Source organism: Magnetospirillum sp. SS-4 (genome assembly GCF_902729425.1).
In the GTDB taxonomy this organism is placed as follows: domain Bacteria; phylum Pseudomonadota; class Alphaproteobacteria; order Rhodospirillales; family Magnetospirillaceae; genus Phaeospirillum.
The window spans coordinates 19,523-41,334 of record NZ_CACVCH010000057.1 but is presented as its reverse complement, the minus strand read 5'-3'; the positions used below and the strand labels follow the sequence as shown (position 1 = coordinate 41,334).

Annotated in this window: 22 protein-coding genes; 9 read left to right on the top strand and 13 right to left on the bottom strand. The window is 58.9% G+C overall.

Annotated features, from left to right (window positions below; all coding sequences use genetic code 11):
• Nucleotide 1 precedes the first annotated feature (1 nt).
• From MTBSS4_RS10390 to MTBSS4_RS10375, 4 genes are all read left to right on the top strand, one after another.
• On the top strand, nucleotides 2–499 hold the full coding sequence (locus MTBSS4_RS10390; RefSeq protein WP_173983336.1) for a prolyl-tRNA synthetase associated domain-containing protein: 498 nt from the start codon (nucleotides 2–4) through the stop codon (nucleotides 497–499).
• A gap of 73 nt (nucleotides 500–572) precedes the next feature.
• On the top strand, nucleotides 573–1,217 hold the full coding sequence (locus MTBSS4_RS10385) for a phospholipid-binding protein MlaC (RefSeq protein ID WP_173983335.1): 645 nt from the start codon (nucleotides 573–575) through the stop codon (nucleotides 1,215–1,217).
• A 92-nt stretch (nucleotides 1,218–1,309) separates the two neighbouring features.
• Nucleotides 1,310–2,704: a DegQ family serine endoprotease gene (locus MTBSS4_RS10380; protein ID WP_173983334.1), complete on the top strand. Its 1,395-nt coding sequence runs from the start codon at nucleotides 1,310–1,312 to the stop codon at nucleotides 2,702–2,704.
• Nucleotides 2,701–4,002 (top strand): replication-associated recombination protein A, encoded by a 1,302-nt coding sequence (locus tag MTBSS4_RS10375; RefSeq protein ID WP_173983333.1) that lies wholly within the window; start codon nucleotides 2,701–2,703, stop codon nucleotides 4,000–4,002. The genes MTBSS4_RS10380 and MTBSS4_RS10375 overlap by 4 nt, the downstream gene beginning before the upstream one ends.
• A gap of 232 nt (nucleotides 4,003–4,234) precedes the next feature.
• Here MTBSS4_RS10375 and MTBSS4_RS10370 read toward each other — a convergent pair whose 3' ends face one another.
• Together MTBSS4_RS10370 and MTBSS4_RS10365 are read right to left on the bottom strand one after the other, a co-directional pair.
• Nucleotides 4,235–4,678, bottom strand: a complete 444-nt coding sequence (locus MTBSS4_RS10370; RefSeq protein ID WP_173983332.1) for a hypothetical protein — start codon at nucleotides 4,676–4,678, stop codon at nucleotides 4,235–4,237.
• Nucleotides 4,679–5,175: 497 nt separating this feature from the next.
• On the bottom strand, nucleotides 5,176–5,454 hold the full coding sequence (locus MTBSS4_RS10365) for a DUF6626 family protein (RefSeq protein ID WP_173983327.1): 279 nt from the start codon (nucleotides 5,452–5,454) through the stop codon (nucleotides 5,176–5,178).
• 225 nt (nucleotides 5,455–5,679) lie between these two features.
• Here MTBSS4_RS10365 and MTBSS4_RS10360 point away from each other — a divergent pair, with 225 nt between their 5' ends.
• Complete coding sequence (locus MTBSS4_RS10360; protein ID WP_173983331.1) at nucleotides 5,680–6,552, top strand: hypothetical protein; 873 nt, start codon at nucleotides 5,680–5,682, stop codon at nucleotides 6,550–6,552.
• A 244-nt stretch (nucleotides 6,553–6,796) separates the two neighbouring features.
• On the opposite strand, the gene MTBSS4_RS10355 is transcribed toward MTBSS4_RS10360, so the two are convergent.
• The 5 genes from MTBSS4_RS10355 to MTBSS4_RS10335 form a co-directional block, all read right to left on the bottom strand.
• Nucleotides 6,797–7,039, bottom strand: a complete 243-nt coding sequence (locus tag MTBSS4_RS10355; protein WP_254432483.1) for a hypothetical protein — start codon at nucleotides 7,037–7,039, stop codon at nucleotides 6,797–6,799.
• Between the two features lie 111 nt (nucleotides 7,040–7,150).
• Nucleotides 7,151–8,221: a tyrosine-type recombinase/integrase gene (locus tag MTBSS4_RS10350; protein ID WP_254432482.1), complete on the bottom strand. Its 1,071-nt coding sequence runs from the start codon at nucleotides 8,219–8,221 to the stop codon at nucleotides 7,151–7,153.
• A 264-nt stretch (nucleotides 8,222–8,485) separates the two neighbouring features.
• Entirely contained in the window at nucleotides 8,486–8,998 is a 513-nt protein-coding gene (locus MTBSS4_RS10345) for a response regulator (protein WP_173983329.1), read from the bottom strand.
• Nucleotides 8,999–9,167: 169 nt separating this feature from the next.
• On the bottom strand, nucleotides 9,168–9,611 hold the full coding sequence (locus MTBSS4_RS10340) for a hypothetical protein (RefSeq protein ID WP_173983328.1): 444 nt from the start codon (nucleotides 9,609–9,611) through the stop codon (nucleotides 9,168–9,170).
• Nucleotides 9,612–10,046: 435 nt separating this feature from the next.
• Nucleotides 10,047–10,325: a DUF6626 family protein gene (locus MTBSS4_RS10335; RefSeq protein WP_173983327.1), complete on the bottom strand. Its 279-nt coding sequence runs from the start codon at nucleotides 10,323–10,325 to the stop codon at nucleotides 10,047–10,049.
• 211 nt (nucleotides 10,326–10,536) lie between these two features.
• Here MTBSS4_RS10335 and MTBSS4_RS10330 point away from each other — a divergent pair, with 211 nt between their 5' ends.
• Entirely contained in the window at nucleotides 10,537–11,424 is an 888-nt protein-coding gene (locus MTBSS4_RS10330) for a hypothetical protein (RefSeq protein WP_173983326.1), read from the top strand.
• A 303-nt stretch (nucleotides 11,425–11,727) separates the two neighbouring features.
• Here the strand turns inward: MTBSS4_RS10330 and MTBSS4_RS10325 are convergent, their stop codons facing one another.
• The 6 genes from MTBSS4_RS10325 to MTBSS4_RS10300 form a co-directional block, all read right to left on the bottom strand.
• Nucleotides 11,728–11,964, bottom strand: a complete 237-nt coding sequence (locus tag MTBSS4_RS10325; RefSeq protein WP_254432481.1) for a hypothetical protein — start codon at nucleotides 11,962–11,964, stop codon at nucleotides 11,728–11,730.
• Nucleotides 11,965–12,104: 140 nt separating this feature from the next.
• Entirely contained in the window at nucleotides 12,105–12,527 is a 423-nt protein-coding gene (locus MTBSS4_RS10320; protein ID WP_173983324.1) for a hypothetical protein, read from the bottom strand.
• A gap of 147 nt (nucleotides 12,528–12,674) precedes the next feature.
• A complete protein-coding gene (locus MTBSS4_RS10315; RefSeq protein WP_173983323.1) occupies nucleotides 12,675–13,892 on the bottom strand; it encodes a tyrosine-type recombinase/integrase in 1,218 nt (405 codons plus the stop codon).
• A gap of 67 nt (nucleotides 13,893–13,959) precedes the next feature.
• The gene (locus tag MTBSS4_RS10310; protein ID WP_173983322.1) at nucleotides 13,960–14,418 is read right to left on the bottom strand and encodes a response regulator; all 459 of its coding nucleotides are present in this window, start codon (nucleotides 14,416–14,418) and stop codon (nucleotides 13,960–13,962) included.
• Nucleotides 14,419–14,519: 101 nt separating this feature from the next.
• Nucleotides 14,520–15,137: a 30S ribosomal protein S4 gene (gene rpsD, locus MTBSS4_RS10305; RefSeq protein ID WP_173983321.1), complete on the bottom strand. Its 618-nt coding sequence runs from the start codon at nucleotides 15,135–15,137 to the stop codon at nucleotides 14,520–14,522.
• 190 nt (nucleotides 15,138–15,327) lie between these two features.
• A complete protein-coding gene (locus tag MTBSS4_RS10300) occupies nucleotides 15,328–17,442 on the bottom strand; it encodes an ATP-binding protein (RefSeq protein WP_173983320.1) in 2,115 nt (704 codons plus the stop codon).
• Between the two features lie 44 nt (nucleotides 17,443–17,486).
• Here MTBSS4_RS10300 and MTBSS4_RS10295 point away from each other — a divergent pair, with 44 nt between their 5' ends.
• The 3 genes from MTBSS4_RS10295 to MTBSS4_RS10285 all read left to right on the top strand — a co-directional run bounded on the left by MTBSS4_RS10295 (nucleotide 17,487) and on the right by MTBSS4_RS10285 (nucleotide 21,799).
• Nucleotides 17,487–18,275, top strand: coding sequence for an ABC transporter substrate-binding protein (locus MTBSS4_RS10295; protein WP_217425531.1), 789 nt, complete (start codon nucleotides 17,487–17,489; stop codon nucleotides 18,273–18,275).
• 10 nt (nucleotides 18,276–18,285) lie between these two features.
• Entirely contained in the window at nucleotides 18,286–19,542 is a 1,257-nt protein-coding gene (locus MTBSS4_RS10290) for a glycerate kinase (RefSeq protein ID WP_173983318.1), read from the top strand.
• Between the two features lie 103 nt (nucleotides 19,543–19,645).
• Entirely contained in the window at nucleotides 19,646–21,799 is a 2,154-nt protein-coding gene (locus MTBSS4_RS10285) for a CHASE domain-containing protein (RefSeq protein ID WP_173983317.1), read from the top strand.
• The last annotated feature ends 13 nt before the right edge of the window (nucleotides 21,800–21,812 follow it).

Here is a 21,812-nt window from a genome sequence, read left to right as displayed (position 1 = left end):
CATGCCACCCGTCGCCGCCACCACGGAATCCCTGCTGGCCCTGCTGGAGCGCCTGGAGATCGAGGCTACCACCCACCGCCACGAACCCGCCTTCACCGTCGAGCAAGGCAACGCGGTATGGAGCGGCATTCCCGGAATTCATTGCAAGAACCTGTTCCTGAAGGACGCCAAGGCCCGGCTGTGGCTGGTGGTGGCGCCGGCGGAACGGCAAATCGACCTGAAACGCCTGCCGGCCAGGATCGGTTCGGCGCGGCTGTCGTTCGGCTCGGCCGAATTGCTGGGCGAGACGCTGGGCATCGAACCCGGCTCGGTGACGCCGTTCGCCCTGCTCAACGATTCCGGGCGTCGGGTCACCCCGGTGCTGGACGCCTGGATGATGCAGCAGCCGCTGGTCAACTATCATCCGTTGCGCAACGACATGACCACCACCGTCGCCTCGTCCGGCCTGCTGCGCTTTCTTCGCCACACCGGCCACGTTCCCGAGATCGTCGCGCTGTGATCTGTTGCGGCGAAACGCGGAATCGACATAATTCCATCCGTGTGGATGCCTGGAATTAGGTTCGAGGATAGCCATGACCGCTTCGCGACTACTTGCCGCCCTGACGCTTTCCCTGCTGGTGACGGTCCTGCCGCTCCGCCCCGCCGGGGCCGGAGACGCCCGAACCGCCCGCGACGCCGTCCAGGCGGCCGTCGGCGAGGGGCTGGACACCTTCGTGGCCAAGGGGCACTCCCTGGCCGAACGGACCCGCCTGCTGGACGGATTGCTGCGCCGGCACAGCGATCCATCCATGCTGTCGTCCTATATCCTGGGACGCCACTGGGGCAAGCTGGAGGCCGCCGAGCGGACCGCCTTCTCCGACGTCTTCATGCGCTATCTGGTTTCAAGCTATGTGGGGCTGCTGAAGAACCTGAAGACCGGGGTGGCCGTCCAGGTCGGCGACGCGCGACCCGTCGACGGACGTTTCCGGGTGGCGAGCATGGTCACGCTGCCGTCGCAGCCCAGCATTCCCATCCCGGTCGACTGGGACGTGGTCGACGCCCCCGACGGCAGGCCGGTGATCATCGACGTCACCGCCGAGGGCGTCAGCATCATCCGCGCCATGCGCGAGGACTTCGCCTCGGTGCTGCGGAATTCCGGCGGCAGGATCGAGCCGCTGATGGAGGCCCTCGGCCGCAAGATCACCACCAACGACGCCAGCAACACCCAGCAGCAATAGGAGCGTTCAGGACGGGAAAGGCCGGGCCTGTTCAGACGGTGGTTCGACCGCTATATAGAAGTGGTTCCATCCCCCCGCATCGTGATCGCCCCATGAAGATTCTCATCTCCTGCGCCATTCTCGTTCTTGCCGGCCTTGGCCCGGCCCACGCCCAGACCGCCATGGCGCCGTCGTCGCGCGAACAGATTCGCCTGACCTTCTCGCCGGTGGTGCGCCAGGTGGCGCCGGCGGTGGTCAACATCTACACCAAGCGGGTGGTGCACACGGCGGCATCGCCGCTGTTCGCCGATCCGTTCTTCCGCCGCTTCTTCGGCGAGGTTCCGGGCATGACCCGTGACCGGGTGCAAAGCTCGCTGGGTTCGGGCGTGCTGCTGAGGAGCGACGGCACGGTGGTCACCAATCACCACGTCATCAAGGACGCCGACGAGGTCACGGTGGTGCTGTCCGACCGCCGCGAGTTCGAGGCCCGCGTCGTCGGCTCGGACGAGCGGACCGATCTGGCGGTGCTGAAGATCGAGGCGCGGGGGGAAAACTTCCCCACCCTGGTCCTTGGCGATTCCGACAAGATGGAGGTCGGCGACCTGGTGCTGGCCATCGGCAATCCGTTCGGGGTCGGCCAGACCGTGACCCAGGGCATCGTCTCGGCCCTGGCCCGGACCAATGTGGGGGTGTCCGACTACCGGTCGTTCATCCAGACCGACGCGGCCATCAATCCCGGCAATTCCGGCGGCGCCCTGGTGGACATGGAAGGCAAGCTGATCGGCATCAACACCGCCATCTATTCCAAGGACGGCGGCTCGAACGGCATCGGCTTCGCCATTCCCACCGCCCTGGTCCGCAACGTGGTCGACAGCATCACCAAGGGCGGCAAGGTGGTGCGGCCGTGGCTGGGAATCGGCGGCCAGCCGGTCACCGCCGACCTGGCCCAGGCGCTGAAGCTAGCCCGTCCGGTCGGCGTTCTGATCAACAACATCCACCGCGATTCCCCGGCCGCCGCCGCCGGCTTGCAGAACGGCGACGTGGTGCTGGCGGTCCAGGGCTATGAGGTCGAGGATTCCGAGGCCATGCGCTTTCGCCTCGCCACCCTGCCGGTCGGCAGCGAGGCGCGGCTGACCGTCCTGCGGGGCGGAAGCGAACGTCAGATCAGCGTCCGCCTGCTGGCCCCGCCCGAGACTCCGCCCCGCGACCGCAGCGATCTTGCCGGCCGCCATCCCTTCAGCGGCGCCACCGTGGTCAACATCAACCCCGCCCTGGCCGAGGAGATCGGCATCAGTTCCGGCCTGTCCGGAGTGCTGGTCCTGGGAGTCAAGCGCGGCTCGGTCGCCCATCGCCTGGGAGTGCAGCCGGGCGACATCGTCTTGCGGGTCAACGAGAAGCCGGTGCCGACGGTGGCCGAGTTGAAACAGCAGCTTCAGGGCGAACGGCAGCGCTGGTCCATCACCGTCAACCGCAACGGCGAGGTGATGACCCAGGTGATCGGCGGGTGACCGGACTGTTCCAAAGGGACGAAGACCGGCCGCTGGCGGAACGGCTGCGGCCCACCGTTCTCGACGAGGTGGTGGGCCAGGGGCATCTGCTGGCGGCCAACGCTCCGCTGGGCCGCATGCTGGCGGCGGGAAGACTGGCCTCCATCATCTTGTGGGGACCGCCGGGCTGCGGCAAGACCACCATCGCCCGCCTGCTGGCCGAGCGCACCGACCTGCATTTCGACCCGCTGTCGGCGGTGTTTTCCGGAGTCGCCGACCTGCGCAAGGTGTTCGACGCCGCCGGCAAGCGCAAGGAACTCGGCCAGGGAACCTTGCTGTTCGTCGACGAAATTCACCGCTTCAACCGCGCCCAGCAGGATGGCTTCCTGCCCTATGTGGAGAACGGCACCGTGGTGCTGGTGGGCGCCACCACCGAGAACCCGTCCTTTGAACTGAACGGGGCGCTGCTGTCGCGACTTCAGGTGCTGGTATTGCACCGCCTCGACGAAGCGGCGCTGGAGGCGCTGCTGGTCCGGGCCGAGACGGCGCTGGGACGTCCCCTGCCGCTGGACGCCGATGCCCGCGCCGCCGTCAAGGCCATGGCCGACGGCGATGGCCGCTATCTGCTCAATCTGGCCGAGGATCTGGCGCTGCTGCCGACGGAACCGCCACTGTCGCCGTCCGGGCTGGCCGAGGCGGTCCAGCGCCGGGCGCCGGCCTACGACAAGGATCGCGAGGGACATTACAACCTGATCAGCGCGCTCCACAAATCCCTGCGCGGCTCGGACACCGACGCGGCGCTGTACTGGATGGCGCGCATGCTGACCGGCGGCGAGGACCCGCTGTTCATCGCCCGGCGCCTGACCCGCTTCGCGGTCGAGGACATCGGGCTGGCCGACCCCAACGCGGTCATTCAGGCCCTGGCCGCCTGGGATGTCTATGAACGCCTGGGCAGCCCGGAAGGCGAACTGGCCCTGGCCCAACTGGTGATCTATCTCGGCACCGCGCCCAAGTCCAACGCCGCCTACACAGCCTTCAAGGCGGTGATGAAATCGGCCAGGGACACCGGCTCGCTGATGCCGCCCAAGCACATACTGAACGCCCCCACCCGGCTGATGAAGGAAATCGGCTACGGCAAGGGCTATCGGTACGACCATGACGACCCGGACGGATTCTCGGGACAGAACTACTTCCCCGACGACATGGAGCGCCGCCGTTTCTACCAGCCGGTGGAACGCGGCTTCGAGCGCGAGGTCAAAAAACGCCTCGACTACTGGGAACGCCTTCGGGCCAGGAAGGCCGGTTCCGGGACGGAATGACGGACGACGGGGCGGACACAACGAAAAACGCGCCACCTTGCGGCGGCGCGTCGATCTTGGCTGGAACTTTCGACCCAGAGCCTAGCGCGAGTTATACAGCTAATGCGAGCATTGCATTGTTATTGCTGTGGTTTTTGCGCCTTAAAAAGCTGTCAGCCATATGCCTGTTATACACCAAAAGGTCTTCAAAAATATACCTTCGGATATAGCCATATTGTGACGCATGTTGCCGTCAGCTCTTCCGCAGCGTTGCCATGCGCTCCTTCTTCGCTGCCGCCAGCGCCTTGTCCAGTTCGCCCGCCGTCACTGCCTCCATCAGCGTCTCAATCACGCTGGTCAGCTGCTCCAGCTTGCCCACCACCACCGCAGTGTTGTCGCCGTTCAGCTTCAGAAGCTTGTTCCCGTAGCGCAGTTCCAACAGCCAGTTGCCGTCAGCATCTTGCCAGAACCATTGACGCAGCCGCTTGCTGCGCTCGTACCCAATGCGCTCGCCGTTCTCGTCCGTCCTGTATCGCGTCTGCTTCACCGTAAACGCAGTGCCATCCAGCATCGCCCGCGCCATACCAAGCTGTTCCGCCAAGTTCGCCAGCATGCGCTGTCGCGTGTACTGTTCCGCGCTCAGCTTCTCATTTTTGCGCGTCGCAGTCGTCAACTTCAATTTTGCCAATGCAGTCATGTCCTGTACTCCAAGTCGTTCGCTCGCAGTACAGTAATGTCTATGTCAGTGCATCAGTGACCGATATATCTGTAAGTTGCTGTAATCATTGTCCTATGCAGCGCATTTTCATATAATGTAAGTGTACTAAACCTGACTGCGTTTTCGGTGCTCGGTGTAGCTAAAATTCAACCGACAAGCTCCGCTCGTCGTCACACAGCGCAGTTTTGCACTGCGCTGTGTGTAGGTAGCTCCCAAAGTTGCTTTGCCGCTGTAGCATGCGTTTCCGACGCAATGCGCGTTGGGAAAAATGGAGTAGGGCAGTGCAATTGCGCTTCAGCCACGCCCGCGCCGATCCGCGCCAACATACAGCATGTATGTTCGCCGCCGAGCTGTTCAAGCCCACCGAAGTTGTCGTGTTACACGACACGTTGTCGCAATGCGCTACAATTTTAGGTCCAAGCACTCCGCGTTCAAACTTTGGACATATCCGTATTGCTTGTTGTCGTCCGAGCTGTTCAAGCCCGTCCAGCCATCACGCCGTCCCAAATGCGCCCGCTCAGTTTCTCCAGCACCGCCGCGTCATTGCCGCGCCGCTCAGCCTTCGCCCGAACCAGCGCCTTCGTCAGATTGCCAGCAAGCGCCAGCATTGTCCGCAGTCCAGCTTGCCGCTGCCTCGCCTTCATGCTTCCGTAATAGCTCCTGTCACGTCCCAGCCACTTCCTGCTAAAATCGTACTGTCCATCAGTTAAGTCGTTGGATTTTAAGGTAATATATGCGTGTTGTAGTGCGTTCATAATGTCTCCAAAAATATTTTGAGTTTCCCATCAATATTTATCGTCGTCCGTCATAAATACCGCTGCGCATGTAGCGCAGTTCAATTTGGGAGAAATAAAATGTCGTCCAATCATTACGTCTCAGTGGGATTTCGTGGGGAGCTTGTTTGCATTAATCAGCTCGCCCTCTATGCTATCCGCGCCACGCTGCGCTGTGCCGCGTCCCGCCTCAAATAGCTCGCCGCCATGTCCGCCCTCAAAAACGTCAGCGCCGCCGATTTAGAGTACCGATTTAAGGAAAAAATCGGTGACCACGCTGTCAGCAAAATCCGCCAGCGTGCCTACGTCATCAATGCCCTGTGCAGCGATCTTGCCGATAAAGACGCAACCGCGCTTGCCCATCGCCTCATGCACTGCTCAACCCATAAGCCCTGCAAGCAGCCATTTTGCCCCATGTGCCGCCATAATCAGCAGCGCAAGTTCGCGGACAAAATGCTCGCCGCGTTCAGCCACGTGCCCGCAAGCCAGTTGCGCTTTCTCACCTTCCTGCACAGCGTGCACTATGATGCAGCGTCAATCAGCAGCACGCTTGTCAAACGTGTTAAGCGTTCCGTTCGCAATGCCCTCAATGTCATCAACAAAAACAATGGCACTTCCGTGCAATTGCTCGGGAGTTTTGAAATTGAAGCGTTCGCTGCTAATGCAATTCTCAGCGACCGCAAGCTTCTTTCTCTAAAGCCTCTCGGGCTCGTAGAAAGTAGTAATCTGCCGTTTTTTCTTCTGCATTTTCATGCAGTTGTAAATCTCGGGTCGCTGTCAGAATCTAAACTGCTATCTATGCTCAAAAGCTCCGCTCATTTCCCGCATAAGTATCAAGTACTGCTTCAGCATCTGCACTCCGATAAATCACAAGATAAAAATTTAGAAACGCTTGCTACCTATATGCTCAAGTTCCGCTTGCAGCATAGTCAGCGTCTCAAATTTGAAGATGATCAAAATCAAATGTACAAGCGTACGTGCTATGCAAGTCTCTATGAAATTCCGATAGCTAAAGCTGTCGTCATGTCAGTCAATTCATGTAAAAAGTTCAACGGTCTTTCATTTAGCTACAATGTCTAATACCAATATCGTGTTTAGAAACGAGTTAAGGTCTTTGATTGTGGTTTAGAGTTTGTGTTTGACTTTGTTGATATGAGATTGATGTTTGTAATTTTGAATTGATTAAGGTAAGTACTATATAACTTAATACAAACTATAGTCAGTGCTCCAAAATTACCTGCGTCAAAAAGTCCAATGTTTCCGCGCCGTTCAGTATAGTATTTGCTATATTGTGTTTTTACTGTCAGTAAAATTTGCAGCATCTTCAAAAGTGCTTCGCAGACATTTCAGTTTCATTTGCTTCAGCGTTATTTTTCGCTGCCACTGCCTTTGCTTTTATTATGTCAGCCTTTATCTGTCCAAGCTCCAATCGCGCCCGTTCAAGCTCAAGCTGTTCCCGTTCCAGCGTCGCGTCGCTGTAAATCATTGCCATCAATTGCCGTCGCTCGTCGCTAATCGTCTCGCCCCTGCGCTCCTTCTTCCGCGCCAGCCAAGCGTCAGCGTCCAATATCTCTCGCGCCTTCATGCCACTATTTATGCAGCGTGGTCGCCAATCTGCTCAAAAAATCCGGCCGCCATTGCCGCCAACATACATCAAGTATGTTCGTCAATCTGCCCGTCAAATCAGCTTGTCAGCCGCCAGCGTCGTGCTCACGTGCCCGTAATGCTGTTCAATCATGTTCACGCTCGTGCCCATGTTCCGCGCCAGCAAGTAAATGTCCGTGCCGCCGTACAGTAGCCTAAAAGTGGCATATGTGTGCCGCAAGCTGTACAGCGTCCTCGCGTTGCCGTGCCTGTCCTTGTCCAAGCCCGCTGCTTCCATCAGCTTGCCAAAGCCCACCTCAAACGTGCCAATGTCCTCGCCCTTGCTGTTCCTAAATAGCCCGTTGCCGTTCGCCCGTGCCTCGTCCAAATCCTTCCAGCCGTAATGCGCCAACAGCTTCTTCAGCGTGTTCTTCGCCGCCCGTGTCCCAATCACCGCCCGCTTGCCCGTCTTGCCATCCACCCAAAGCCGCAGCGTCTCCGTCAGCTTGCCGTTGCCCGTGTGGATCAGTTCAACGTCGCGCCATGTCAGCCCGCGTGCCTCGCCAACCCTCATGCCCGTGCCCACCAGCAAGCGCACGTACAGCTCCAAAAGCTGCCTGTCTCGCTTCACACGTGGATGTTCCGCCTGGTTGCTGCGCTGCCGTGCTGTCCGCACCAACAGCCTGTACTCCTTCACGTCAAATGCGCCGCGCCTGTTCGTCTTCGCCCGTTTCGCCCGCATAAACGCAAGCTGCTTCAAGCTGCCTTGCTCCAGCCCGTGCTTCAAAATCTGCCGCAATATGCTCTGTTCCATCACCAGCGTTTTCGCCGAGGGCACTGCCGCCGATGTTGCAACCACCTTGTCCGCACCGTAGCCCCGCGTCCAATAGTCCAGCCGCCATTCGTCGTACTCGTTGAAATCCGCCGTCGTTATGCTGTTAATCGGTCGCTTGCCGAAAAATGGGAGCAAGTACCGCCTCAGCGTGCCCTCAATCAGCACCAATCTGCCCTTGCTCAAGCGTCCTTCCAGCGTGTCTCGCGCCGACTTTCTGACAAAGTCCTCCGCAAGCTGCTTAAACGTTTGATCTTTCAGGGGGTGATTGTTCCGCTGCTTATAGCGCAGTTCCTCGTACAGCTCCTCCGCTGTCCGCTTCGCCTCCGCCAAGTCCGTCGTCTTCGTGCTGCGCCTAACCAGCGTCCGTTCAGTGCCCAGCCTAAACCGCGCCTGCCATATGCCGTGTCTGTCATCAGCCCGCGTGTACAGTACAATCCGTCCGCCACGCAGTTCAATTTCACGCTGTCCAACGTCCATAGCTGCACCTTCAAAAGTGCGTGTTAGCTATGTGTTAGTATAGCGTCTAAATTTCAGAAATTCTCCCAGCAATAGTAATGGTATTCACTATTAATACAGTCATTCCAAGCTATTGTGCTAATTGTCAACTTTTCGTCGCTCAATGTCATGTCCAATTTTAACTATAAAATCAGATATGACATTGGTAATGGCTTGGAATAGCTCGTCAATATGTGCCGGTTTTTGTATAAAGCGGTTCGCGCCAGCATCGTGCGCCAACATGCCAACTTCGCTTGCGTCCTGCGATGACATAACAACAATTGGGATATTCATATTTGCGTAAAGCGATCGTATGTATTTTGTAAGCTCAATGCCATTAATAAAGTTCATATGTAAGTCTGTGATAACAACGTCGTAAAAGGTGTCCTCGCTTTCAAAGCGCTCCTTTAATTTCCTTATTGCCTCTGCGCCATTAACAGCTTTGTCTAATCTGCATTTATATTCAATCTGACCAACAATAATTTCAAAAAGATGCGCGTAACACTCGCTATCTTCAACAAATAGCACCTCCGCTTCTCGCGCCATTTTCAGCCTCCCCCCAGCCAACAAAAAAGCTGCCCAACACCTTGTGCCGAGCAGCTTCTTCGTCACGTTCCAAACCCTGCGTTACCGCAGAATTTGGTGATGTGTGTTAGCGCGAATTATACATCTAATGCGAGTAATGCATTGGATGTATTGCGTTTTTTGCGCATTAAAATGCTGTCAGCTTCATACCTGTTATACCCCAAAAGCATAGTCGCAATCTACCACCTTTGCATCGTCAGCCCTTCCGCAGCGTTGCCATGCGCTCCTTCTTCGCCGCCGCCAGCGCCTTGTCCAGTTCGCCCGCCGCCACAGCCTCGATCAGCGTCTCGATCACGCCCGCAAGCTGCTCCAGCTTGCCCACCAGCACCGCCGTGCTGTCGCCGCTCAGCTTCAGAAGCTTGTTCCCGTAGCGCAGTTCCAACAGCCAGTTGCCGTCAGCATCCTGCCAGAACCACTGACGCAGCCGCTTGCTGCGCTCGTACCCAATGCGCTCGCCGTTCTCGTCCGTCTTGTATCGCGTCTGCTTAACAGTGAAGGCCGAGCCATCCAGCATCGCCCGCGCCATGCCAAGCTGTTCCGCCAAGTTCGCCAGCATGCGCTGTCGCGTGTACTGTTCCGCGCTCAGCTTCTCCGTTTTGCGCGTCGCAGTCGTCAGCTTCAATTTCGCCAATGCAGTCATGTCCTGTACTCCAAGTCGTTCGCTTGCAGTACAGTAATGTCTATGTCAGTGCATCAGTGACCGATATATCTGTAAGTTGCTGTAATCATTGTCCTATGCAGCGCATTTTCATATAATGTATGTGTACTAAACCTGACTGCGTTTTCGGTGCTCGGTGCAGCTCAAATTCAACCGCCAAGCTCCGCTCGTCGTCACACAGCGCAGTTTTGCACTGCGCTGTGTGTAGGTAGCTCCCAAAGTTGCTTTGCTGCTGTAGTGTGCGTTTCCGACGCAATGCGCGTTGGGAAAAATGGAGTAGGGCAGTGCAATTGCGTTTCCGCCGTGTCCGCACCGATCCGCACCAACATACAGCAAGTATGTTCGCTGCCGTGCTGTTCAAGCCCACCGAAGTTGTCGTGTTACACGACAAGTTGATCCGCGTGGCCGCCGAGCTGTTCAAGCCCGTCCAGCCATCACGCCGTCCCAAATGCGACCACTCAGTTTCTCCAGCACCGCCGCGTCATTGCCACGCCGTTCAGCCTTCGCCCGAACCAGCGCCTTCGTCAGATTGCCCGCAAGTGCCAGCATTGTCCGCAGTCCAGCTTGCCGCTGCCTCGCCTTCATGCTTCCGTAATAGCTCCTGTCACGTCCCAGCCACTTCCTGCTAAAATCGTACTGTCCATCAGTTAAGTCGTTGGATTTTAAGGTAATATATGCGTGTTGTAATGCGTTCATAATGTCTCCAAAGATATTTTGAGTTTCCCATCAATATTTATCGTCGTCCGTCATAAATACCGCTGCGCATGTAGCGCTGTTATTTATGGAGATAGACAATGGAGCGAGAAAAATTAGTTGAATATGGATTTAATGGAAAGATGGCAAGTATTGAAGTGCTCGCCATCTATGCAATCATGTTGACCGTGTGTTGTTCAAAGAAGACCGTAAAATGACAAAGAAATTTACCATCGCTGAAATTCAAAATCAGTCTGCATTTGAACAGAAATACAGATACACAGAAAAAATTGGTGACTACGCTGAAGGCAAAATACGTCAACGGAAATATGTGGTTGAAAATTTGTGTACAGATTTTTCCGATAAAAAAGCCACAACACTTGCTTTGAGAATACTAAATTGCACAGGACGCCACCCTTGCAATAATCCGTTCTGTCCTAAATGTCGTCATGCCCAGCAAGAGTTATTTGCTCAAAGTATGATTGAAAATTTTGGCAACGTGGATGCTGACAAGCTGCGCTTCCTTACAATTCTGCACGAGGTCCACTACAATTCAGCGGACATAAATCTGACGCTTATTAAGAAATTGAAAAAGAAGCTTGATAATGATTTGGACAAACTTCAGCTCTTCGCTGATGAAAACATCAGACTTTTGGGCGCTTATGAAATTCACGCGATTGCTGCTGATGAGAAACTATCCGACCGAAAAGTGAATACGCTTTCGGCACTCGGCTACGACAAAGATAAAAAATCGCCAAGTTTTCTTCTTCATTTTCATGCTGTTATATGTATGCCGAAGTTCAAAAATGAAAAGTACGACATAGAGGGCGAACTGCGAAAAATATACCAAAATAGCTATCAAGTGGATTTTACCAAGTTGCGTGACGACAAGTCGCACACGGACAATTTACACGATATAGCTACCTATATGCTTAAGTTCAGATTGCAGCATTCGGTCAGCGTCGCAAGCGACGATAATTCAAAACAATTCACTCGCACTCAATATTCAACTTTATATAGTCCGATTATCGCCAAGTCAGTTGTTATGGCTGTGGAGAGTTGCAACGGATTTCAGGGGCTGAAAACAAGACGATATACGTAATCAGGCTACGCCTGACTATTAAACTATTATCCAATCTGATTGCTGTAACGGTGTTAAGGTCTTTGAATTTAGTGACTATGGAGTTTTACGACTGTGGACGATGATGGATGTGGAATTTATTGATTATGGAATTTGGTGATTATGGAATTTGGTGATTATGGAATTTGGTGATTATGGATGATGAAGAATAGTTGGTAACTATATTATACAAACTGTAGAATTTCACCTGCCCAAGTTAGCTTCAAAAAAACCAAGTAAAATAGCTGTTTTCAAGTATAAAATGATAAATGAAAGTATTTAAGTTTAGTAACTTTTCCTGCAACTGTATTTTGCTTGGGCTGTGTCTTTGACTGCCTCCGCCTTTGTTTTCATTATCTCAGCCTTTATCTGCCCAAGCTCCAATCTCGCCCGTTCAAGCTCAAGCTGTTCCCGTTCCAGCGTCGTGTCGCTGTAGATCATTGCCATCAATTGCCGTCGTTCATCGCTAATCGTCTCGCCCCTGCGTTCCTTCTTCCGCGCCAGCCAAGCGTCAGCGTCCAATATCTCTCGTGCCTTCATGCCACTATTTATGCAGCGTCGTCGCCGATCTGCTCAAAAAATCCGGCCGCCATTTGCCTCCAACATACATCAAGTATGTTCGCTGATTTGCCCGTCAAATCAGCTTGTCCGCCGCAGATTTTCTACTGTGCAGCCATTTCCTCCGCGTATTCCTCAAAAATGCGCAGCCCATCCTCAAGCTCCTTGCAATCAAAATGCCACGCAATCACGTGCTCAGCGCCGTTGTTCAGGTACAGCGCCTTGTCGTTGTAGTCCGTATGCCCGCATATAACCACAGCCACCGAATGCTCAGAAATTTTCGCAGTGCTCAAATAGCACAGCACACCAATTGCGTTTAGATCGCTATCAAGCCGCCCAATCAGAATAACATTTGGAAGAGAATTTTTGTCGTTTCTGTTCAGCTCCATCAGCCGTGCAAGTGCCGAATCTACATTGCTTTCAGATAGAACTTCGCAGTCGTAGTTTTGCTTATGAAGCGCAGCCGTTATAAGCGCTATGTTCGCTTTGCTTTCATCAATGATGAAAAAACTCAACGCCCGCGTCATTGTCCCAACCTTTGCCATACGTGTTTTCACCGTTACGTATGCCCCAAAAGTCTATCAGCATAAAGCTTTTCGCTTACCAGCTATGCTATTGCGTTACAGACCTATCCAATAGTTTTAGCCTCTCGTGCGTCAAGCCGCCGCGCTCCGTCAAATCAGCTTGTCCGCCGCCAGCGTCGTGCTCACGTGCCCGTAATGCTGTTCAATCATGTTCACGCTCGTGCCCATGTTCCGCGCCAGCAAGTAAACGTCCGTGCCGCCGTACAGTAGCCTAAAAGTAGCGTATGTGTGCCGTAAGCTGTACAGCGTCCTCGCGTTGCCGTGCCTGTCCTTGTCCAAGCCCGCTGCTTCCATCAGCTTGCCAAAGCCCACCTCAAACGTGCCAATGTCCTCGCCCTTGCTGTTCCTAAATAGCCCGTTGCCGTTCGCCCGTGCTTCGTCCAAGTCCTTCCAGCCATAGTGCGCCAATAGCTTCTTCAGCGTGTTCTTCGCCGCCCGTGTCCCAATCACCGCCCGCTTGCCCGTCTTGCCATCCACCCAAAGCCGCAGCGTCTCCGTCAGCTTGCCGTTGCCCGTGTGGATCAGTTCAACGTCGCGCCATGTCAGCCCACGTGCCTCGCCAACCCTCATGCCCGTGCCCACCAGCAAGCGCACGTACAGTTCCAAAAGCTGCCTGTCCCGTTTTACACGTGGGTGTTCAGCCTCGTTGCTGCGCTGCCGTGCCGTCCGCACCAACAGCCTGTACTCCTTCACGTCAAATGCGCCGCGCCTGTTCGTCTTCGCCCGTTTCGCCCGCATAAACGCAAGCTGCTTCAAGCTACCTTGCTCCAGCCCGTGCTTCAAAATCTGCCGCAAGATGCTCTGTTCCATCACCAGCGTTTTTGGGGATGGAACTGCCGCCGCTGTTGCCACCACCTTGTCCGCGCCATAGCCCCGTGTCCAATAGTCCAGCCGCCATTCGTCGTACTCGTTGAAATCCGCCGTCGTTATGCTGTTAATCGGTCGCTTGCCGAAAAATGGGAGCAAGTACCGCCTCAGCGTGCCCTCAATCAGCACCAGCCGTCCCTTGCTCAGCCGTCCTTCCAGCGTCTCCCGCGCCGTTTTCCGCACAAAGTCGTCCGCAAGCAGCTTAAAGGTCTGGTCTTTCAGGGGATGATTGTTGCGCTGCTTGTAGCGCAGCTCCTCGTACAGCTCTTCCGCCGTCCGTTTCGCCTCCGCCAAGTCCGTCGTCTTCGTGCTGCGCCTAACCAGCGTGCGATCCGTGCCCAGCCTAAACCGCGCCTGCCAAATCCCGTGTCTGTCATCTGCCCGCGTGTACAGCACAATTCGTCCGCCACGCAGTTCAATTTCACGCTGTCCAACGTCCATAGCTGCACCTTCAAAAGTGCGTGTTAGCTATGTGTTAGTATAGCGTCTTGCTGTCCTAAATAGTAACCTATATATCTTTAGTGTTAATGCTAATGACTTCCTTCTGATTTTCGTAGTCAGCCTTTAGCTGTATAAGTTCTGCCTCAAAGTCTTCAAGTGTCGTTTCTTTATGCAAGTATATGTCAGCTTTTTTTTCGTGACACAAAAATAAATCGCGCGGGCAGTCTGTCTTACACTTCAAGCTCGTTAAAATCGCCACGTAAGTGTCCGCAATCTCGTCTGTTTTCCGTATTATCTCAAGCGTCTCACAGCCACTAATTCCGGGCATTTGCACGTCTAGTATTACGATATGGTATGGGCGCTCTGTCCGCTTAGCTTCCTTCAGCCTGTCAATGCCCATATAGCCGTTTGTCACGTGCTCAATGCTACAGCCAATCTTGCCTGCCTGTAGCGTCAGTTTTGTCAGCGTCGCTTCCGCAACGTTGTCGTCAATAATCAGTATCCTTGCATTCAGTGCGTTCTGCATCGTGTCGTCCGCCCAACAAAAAAGCTGCCCAACACCTTGTGCTGAACAGCTTCTTCGTCACGTTCCAAACCCTGCGTCGCCGCAGGAATTGGTCATACGTGTTAGCGCGAATAGAATTCGACGACCAGATTGGGTTCCATCTGCACCGCGTAGGGCACGTCGGCCAGCTTGGGGGTGCGGATGAACTTGCCCTTCATTTCCTTATGGTCGACTTCCAGGTAATCCGGAACGTCGCGCTCGCCCGACTGGGCGGCTTCCAGGATGAGGGCGAGATCCTTGGACTTCGGCTTCACCGAAACCTCGTCGCCTTCCTTGCAACGATAGGACGCGATGTTGACGCGCTTGCCGTTGACCCGGATGTGGCAGTGATTGATCAACTGCCGGGAAGCAAACGGGGTCGGGGCGAACTTGAGGCGGAAGACGATGGCGTCCAGGCGGCTTTCCAGCAGGCCGATCAGGTTCTCAGAGGTGTCGCCACGGCGGCGCACGGCCTCGTCGTACAGGCGGCGGAACTGCTTCTCGCCGATGTTGCCGTAATAGCCCTTCAGCTTCTGCTTAGCCATCAGCTGGGTGCCGAAATCGGACGGCTTCTTGCGGCGCTGGCCATGCTGGCCGGGAGGATTTTCCTTGCCGCGGGCCAGCGGGCTCTTGGAGCGGCCCCACAGATTGGCGCCCAGGCGGCGGTTGATCTTGAACTTGGATTCGATGCGCTTGGTCATGGTCTTCCTATTCGCCCGATTTGATCGGTTGCTGCGGTTGTCCCGATAGTCCCTGTCCGGCTTGCGCCGGGGGCGGGGTGAGCGCGCCAAGGGGCCGCCCACCCGCTTTCTCGGGAGAGAGGGCGGAACTATACGGATCGCGGATGGCTTGTCAACGAAATCCACGGGAAAAGCATCCACAGCGGGGAAATCACGCTCCCGGCAGGGTGAAGACGAAGGTCGAGCCGCTGGCGCCGTCGGATTCGACCCAGATGCGGCCGCCGGCGGCCTCGACGGTCTTGCGGGCGATCGCCAGGCCTATGCCGGTTCCGCCGGACCGCTCGGTATCATGGTGCAGGCGCTCCAGCGGAACGAATATCCGCTCGAAATAGCAGGATTCGACGCCGATGCCGTTGTCGGCGATGCGGAACCGCCATTTCCCCTCGTCGAAGACCACCGATATCCTGACCCGCAATCCCCGGCCGGGATGACGGAAGCGGATGGCGTTCTCCAAAATGATCTCGAACAGATCGTCCAATTGCTTCTGGGGCAGCGCCACATGGGGAAGGGGCACGGCTTCGAGCCAGCCATCCTCCTGGGCCTCCAGCCGCCGGACCGCGGATTCCAGCGCCTGCTGCGCCGACCCGACCGCCCCCTTGGGGGCGTGGCGTTCCACCGCCAGATAGGCCTGGACGTCGCGCAGCAATTCGATCAGGCGGGCGGACGCATCGATGATCAGGCTGGCCGGACCGCTTCCTCCGTCGCCGCGTCCTCCGTTCCCCGTCTGCTGCTGCAATATCTGGGCTTGCAGCCGCATCTGTCGCGCCGGTTCCTGAAGATGGTGCGCCAGCACGAACGAAAACCGCTCCAGATCGGCGCTGTAGCGGGCGACGTCGTCATAGGCGGCGGCCAGGGCGGCGCGGGATTCCTCTTCATTGGTGATGTCGCGCTGCACCCCCACCCAGTGGGTGATCGTCCCCGCCGGGTTGCGTACCGGCGTCAGCGACACCTGGTTCCAGAACCGCCCACCATCGGCACGGGTGTTGCGCAGCTTGACCGTGACCGCGCTCCCCTCGGCCAGGGCGACGCGGATGGCGTCCAACCCTTCCTGATCGGCCTCGTCGGCGTGGAGAAAGCGGGCATTGCGGCCCAACGCCTCGCCGGCGCTGTAGCCGGTGATGCGCTCGAAGGCGGGATTGACGTAAAGTAGCGGCAGGTCGCCCGATTGGGCATCGGCGATGGTGACGCCGTTGGAGACGTTGGCCAGCACCCGGTCGCTGAGGCGGAGCGTCGCCTCGTCGCGGGCGCGCCGCGCCAGGGTGCGCATCAGCAAGACGGTGAAGCCCAGCACCACCAGGGTGACCAGTCCCACCGGCCAGCCGACATTGGCGACATTGGCCCGCCAATTGGCCAAGGCCCTGTCCATGGGCAATCCGACGCTGATCACCAGCGGCCACGACAAGGTGGTGCGGTAGCTGGTGATGCGCCGGACGCCGTCATGGTCGTCGTCGATGAAGGTCCCCATCTCCGACGCCTTGAGATGGGATTTGAACAAGGCGGCGTCGGCCGGGATGAAACCGGGGGACACCCCCCCGCCATCGCTGCTGGCCAGCAGGATTCCGTCGAAGCGCCACAACTGGACCCGGACCCCGGATTGCATCCGCAGCGCGTCGAAGCTGCCATGGAAATGCTCGGGATTGACCGCGGCCACCACCAGGGCGGCGATGGCGCCATCGGAGTGGAGAATGGCCCGGCTGACCGGAATCAGGCTTTGCCCCGCCGCCTTGGCCTCGCCGCCGATATAGCGGCCGGCCACCGGGATGCCGATCACCAGCGGACGCGGCATGCGGCGATGATCCTCCAGCGTCGCCGCCACGTCGAGACGGCCGCCGGTCAGGATGTTGGCGCTGTCGAACAGGACCCTGCCATCGGCGGCCACCACCAGCACCTGACGCAGATGGGGGGTGAAAACCAGGCGCTGGGCCACCGGCCGCACCAGATCGATGGCATCGCCCGCCAGCCCGCTTTCCCGGGCCAGGTCGGCCACCGACGCCAGGGTTACGTCGATGGAGTTGAACGAGCGCGCCACCGCCTCGGTCAGGGGACGGGCCAGACTGGCGGTGATGTCGCGGGCCGAGGTCACCGCCTCCTGGCGGCCGGCCAGCAAAGCCGCGCCGGTGGCGATGGCCACCACCAGGGCGACGGTGATTCCGAACACTCCCACCAGCCGGATCAGGGTGGTGGAATAGAGGGGCTTCACCGGCACCCGCCTCAGAATCGGAGCGGTGGCAGATGATGCGTCGTGATTGTTCCGCTTTCCAGTCATGAGGGAAATGACATAGCATATTACCAATGTATCAGGAGGGAAAAATGAAGTGGCGCGCGGTGGCGGCCCTGGCCGTTCTGCTCCCGTCTTCCCCGGTTCAGGCCGAACCGGTCCGGCTGGACCGCATTCGGACGGCCGGCGAGGTCCGGGTCTGCATCTGGCCCGATTACTACTCCATCTCGTACCGCAATACCCGCACCGGCCAGTTGGAAGGTATCGACATCGATCTGGCCCGGGAATTGGGCAAGGATCTGGGGGTCAGGGTCCGCTTCGTCGATTCGTCGTTCAAGACCATGATCGGCGACCTGCTGGGCGACCGCTGCGACGTCTCCATGCACGGCGTCGCCATCACGCCGGCACGCCAGGAAAAGCTGGCCTTCACCCGACCGCATCTGCGCAGCGGCGTCTACGCCGTCACCACCCGCACCCATCCGACCATCCGAACCTGGGGCGACATCGACCGCGACGGCGTGGTGGTCGCCGCCGCCAGCGGCACCTACATGGTCGACGTCATGAAGACGGAATTGCGGCGGGCCCGCCTGCTGGAGGTGGCCAACCCCGAGGCCCGCGAACAGGAGGTCATGAGCGGCCGCGCCGACCTGTTCGTCACCGACTACCCCTACAGCCGCAAGATGCTGGCCCGTCACGACTGGGCCGTGCTGCTGACGCCGCCGGCGCCGCTGGCCCCCAGCCCCTACGCCTATGCCCTGGCGCCCAACGATGCCGGCTGGCTGGACGCGATGAACGCCTTCGTCGCCCGCGTCAAGACCGATGGACGCCTGCTGAACGCCGCCAGGGCCAATGGGCTGGAGGCCATCGTCGAATTGCATTAGGCTTCGGCCCATGACGGTCCGAACCGATCTTCGGCGGCTATTCGAGGCGGCGGTGGCGGCGGCCCAGCCCGCCGCCTGCCTGCCCCCCGCCCTGCCCGCCCCGCCATCCGGCCGCGTGGTGGCGATCGGCGCCGGCAAGGCCGCCGCCGCCATGGCCAGGGCGGTCGAGGACCATTGGCCCGTCCCGCCGGCCGGATTGGTGATCACCCGCGCCGGCCATCGCGTCCCCACCCGCTTCATCGAAGTGGCCGAGGCCGCCCACCCGGTTCCCGACGAGGCCGGCCGCGACGCGGCGGCGCGCATCGTCGAACTGGTGGAAAATCTCTCGTCCGACGATCTGGTGCTGTGCCTGCTCTCGGGCGGTGGTTCGGCCCTGCTTGCCCTGCCCGCCCCCGGCATCGCCCTGGAGGACAAGCGCGCGGTCACCGCCGCCCTGCTGCGCTCGGGCGCCTCGATCCACGAGATCAACTGCGTTCGCAAGCATCTGTCGGCCATCAAGGGCGGCAGGCTGGCGGAACTGGTTCGCCCCGCCCGGTTGCTGACCCTGGCCATTTCCGACGTAGCCGGCGACGACGCCTCGGTGATCGCCTCCGGCCCCACGGTTCCCGATCCTTCCACCCTGGCCGAGGCCAGGGCAGTGCTGGCGCGTTACGCCATCGTGCCGCCCGATCCGGTGGCCCGGCATCTGGCCGATCCCACCCACGAAACCCCCAAGCCCGGCGACGGCGTCTTCGCCGGCACCGAATACCGGCTGATCGCCACCCCCGCAATGGCGCTGGAAGCCGCCGCCGCCCAGGCCGAGGCCATGGGCTACAGGCCCCTGGTCCTGGGCGACGCCATCGAGGGCGAGGCTCGCGAGATGGCCAGGGTGATGGCGGGAATCGCCCTGTCGGTCCGCCGCCACCGCCGGCCGGTGGCCGGGCCAGCGGTGATTCTGTCCGGGGGCGAGGCCACCGTGACGCTGCGAGGCCGCGGGCGCGGCGGCCCCAATGCGGAATTCGCCCTGGCACTGGCCCTGGCGCTGAACGGCGCCTCCGGCATTCACGCCATCGCCTGCGACACCGACGGCATCGACGGGTCCGAGAACAATGCCGGCGCCGTCATCGGCCCCGACACCCTGAAGCGCGCCGCCCTGCTGGGGCTCGACGCGGCGACCATGCTGGCCGACAACGATTCCCACGGCTTTTTCAAGACGCTTGGCGATCTGGTCGTCACCGGGCCGACCCAAACCAACGTCAACGATTTTCGCGCGATCATGGTGGAGTGATCCAGCTATCTCCCGCTCATTTGATGTGTATCGGACATGCCCTTGAATATACAGTGGGGACGGAAAGCCCAAGCCCCCCTCGCCTCCGGATCGCCGACGACGCATGCAAAGCCAAGCCCCCCATGCCAACCAGCGCCCTCCGGGCGGCTTCCGTCATGGAATCTGGGCCTGCTGGATGGTGCTGGCCCTGTCGCTGGGGCTGTCGGCCTTCGCCTGGCAGGAAAGCCGCCGGGCGGTGGACCATCACCTGAACAGCGAATTCAACGCCCTGATCCAGGAAACTAGGCGCAAGCTCGATGAACGCATCACCGACTACACGCAGGTGCTGCGCGGCGTCACCGGCCTGTTCGCGGCGGCGGAGGGACGGGTCAGTCGCGACGATTTCCGGCGCTATGTGACCACCTTGGAGCTTGACCTCCATTATCCGGCCCTGCCGGCGGTGGCGTTCGCCCGCCATGTGAGGGCGCAGGACCTCGACGGTTTCATCGACGAGATGCGACGGTCGGGAATAGAAGACTTTTCCGTCCGCCCGCCGGGCCGGCGCGACGCCTATGTGATCAACGCCTTTTCCGAACCGTTCGTCGGCGGCAACGTCAAGGCGCTGGGATACGACATGTGGCAGGACGCCGACCGCCGCGCCACCATGGAACGGGCGGCCGCCAGTGGCCAGCCGATGATCACCCGGCGCATCACCCTTCGCATCGACGAGACCGTCAATCCGGTGCCGGCCTTCATCATGTATCTGCCGGTGACGATGAACGGCGAGATCCTCGGATACGTGCTGAGTCCGTTCCGCATGCCGACCCTGCTTCAGGATCTGCTGGGCCGCAACGATGAATTCCTGAGCCTTGCCATCCATGACGGCGCCGAGGCGACTCCCGACACCCTGTTCTACCGCAGCCGCCCGGAGGACAACGCGACGCCCCGTCTCGTCACCCGCCAGACCCTGGAGGTGGGAGGACGGAGATGGACCCTGGAATTCTCCAGCCGTCCCGGGCTGGAGGCGGCGGCCGAAATCGGCCGGCCGTGGCTGGTTCTGGGCCTGGGAGTGGCGTTCAGCCTGCTGCTGTTCGGCATCACCTGGTCGCTCAGCCGGGTCACGGACCGGGCCGAGGCCATCGCCGACGAGAAGACCCGCTCGCTGCGCGAAAATCAGTCGCTGCTTCAGGGGATCGTCGACAATTCCTCGGCGGTGATCTTCGTCAAGGGTCTCGACGGCCGTTTCCTGCTGGTCAATTCCGTCTATGAGACCCTTTTCAAGGTCACCAAGGCCGACATCTACGGCAAGACCGATTTCGACATCTTCCCCCGCGAGGTGGCCGAGATATTCGTCGAGAACGACCGCAAGGTCCTGGATGGCGGCGCCGCCCTCACCATCGAGGAGGAGGCCCCCCACCCCGATGGAACCCGCACCTACCTGACGGTCAAGTTCCCCATCCCCGGCATCGACGGCGTTCCCATCGCCATCTGCGGCATCGCCACCGACATCACCGAGCACAAGACCGCCACCGCCCGCATGGCCGAAATCAACAGCCGGCTGGAATCCCAGGCCGAGCAATTGCGACGCTCCAACGCCGAACTGGAGCAATTCGCCTATGTGGCCAGCCACGACCTCCAGGAACCGCTGCGGATGATTTCCAGCTATGCCCAGCTGATTTCACGCCGCTATGGCGACACCTTGGACAGGGACGGCCAGGACTTCATCGCCTTCATGGTCGAGGGGGCGTCCCGCATGCAGGCGATGATTCTCGATCTGCTGGAATTTTCGAGGATCGGCCGCAGGGAGGACCAGCCAACCGACATCAACGCCGCCGACGGCGTGGCGGCGACCTTGCGCAATCTTTCGTCCGCCATCCAAAAGACCGGCGCCGCCGTCGAATACCACGACATGCCGCACATCCGGGTGCGGTCGCACCAGTTCCTCGCCCTGATGCAGAACCTGATCGGCAACGCGGTCAAGTACCGCCACCCCGGCCGTCCCCCGGCGATCCGCATTACCGCCCGCCGCGATGGCGGCATGTGGGAATTCGCGGTGACCGATAACGGCATCGGCATCCAGCCGCAGTATTTCGAACGGATATTCCTCATCTTCCAACGCCTCCACACCCGCGATAAGTACGAGGGCAGCGGCATCGGGCTGGCCATCTGCAAGAAGATCGTCGAGCACCATGGCGGCCGGATCTGGGTCGAATCGGTGCCGGACCAGGGCAGCACCTTCCGTTTCACCCTTCCGGCGGCCGGGGAAAGCGACGGATAGGGTGGTGAAGCGG